The sequence below is a fragment of the Streptomyces resistomycificus genome, assembly GCF_001514265.1.
In the GTDB taxonomy this organism is placed as follows: Bacteria; Actinomycetota; Actinomycetes; order Streptomycetales; family Streptomycetaceae; genus Streptomyces; species Streptomyces resistomycificus.
On sequence record NZ_KQ949016.1, the window covers coordinates 1 to 1,183 of the forward strand.

At 69.2% G+C, this 1,183-nt stretch carries 1 pseudogene; it reads left to right on the forward strand.

What is annotated here, in order from left to right:
* Positions 1–1,183: pseudogene (locus tag AQJ84_RS40210) on the forward strand (alpha-1,4-glucan--maltose-1-phosphate maltosyltransferase); the annotation flags it as partial.

Below are 1,183 nucleotides of genomic sequence, written 5' to 3' on the forward strand. Positions count from 1 at the left end.
TTGACGCCGGAGGTGGGGGCGGTGCTGGCCCGGTATCCGCTGCGGGAGTTCGTGACCGCCTCGGACACCCTGCCCCTGCTGGTGGAACGCGAACGAGCCCTCTACGGCTCCTGGTACGAGTTCTTCCCCCGCTCCGAGGGCACCCCCGAGCGCCCGCACGGCACCTTCCGCACCGCCGCCCGCCGCCTGCCCGCGATCGCCGCGATGGGCTTCGACGTGGTCTACCTCCCACCCATCCACCCCATCGGCCACACCTTCCGCAAGGGCCGCAACAACAGCCTGTCCGCCGGACCCGACGACGTCGGCGTGCCCTGGGCGATCGGCTCCCCCGAGGGCGGCCACGACGCCGTCCACCCCGACCTGGGCACCCTGGAGGACTTCGACCACTTCGTGGCACAGGCGGGCGAACTCGGCCTGGAGATCGCCCTGGACTTCGCCCTGCAGTGCTCCCCGGACCACCCCTGGGTACACAAACACCCCGAGTGGTTCCACCACCGCCCCGACGGCACCATCGCCTACGCGGAGAACCCGCCCAAGAAGTACCAGGACATCTACCCCATCGCCTTCGACGCCGACATGGACGGCCTGATCGCCGAGACCCTGCGGGTGCTGCGGCACTGGATGGACCACGGCGTGCGGATCTTCCGCGTCGACAACCCCCACACCAAACCGGTCGTCTTCTGGGAACGGGTCATCGCGGACATCAACCGCACCGACCCCGACGTCGTCTTCCTGGCCGAGGCCTTCACCCGCCCGGCGATGATGCACACCCTCGCCCAGAGCGGCTTCCAGCAGTCCTACACCTACTTCACCTGGCGCAACACCAAGGACGAGCTGACCGAGTACCTCAGCGAACTCTCCGGCGAGGCGGCCGCCTACATGCGGCCCAACTTCTTCGCCAACACCCCCGACATCCTGCACTCCTACCTCCAACGCGGCGGCCGGCCCGCCTTCGAGACCCGCGCCGTCCTGGCCGCCACCCTCTCCCCCACCTGGGGCATCTACAGCGGCTACGAACTGTGCGAGAACACCCCCCTGCGCGAGGGCAGCGAGGAGTACCTCGACTCGGAGAAGTACCAGCTCAAACCCCGCGACTGGGAAACCGCCGACCGCGAGGGCCGCAGCCTCACCCCCCTGATCACCAAACTCAACGCCATCCGACGCGCCCACCCCGCCCTGCGAC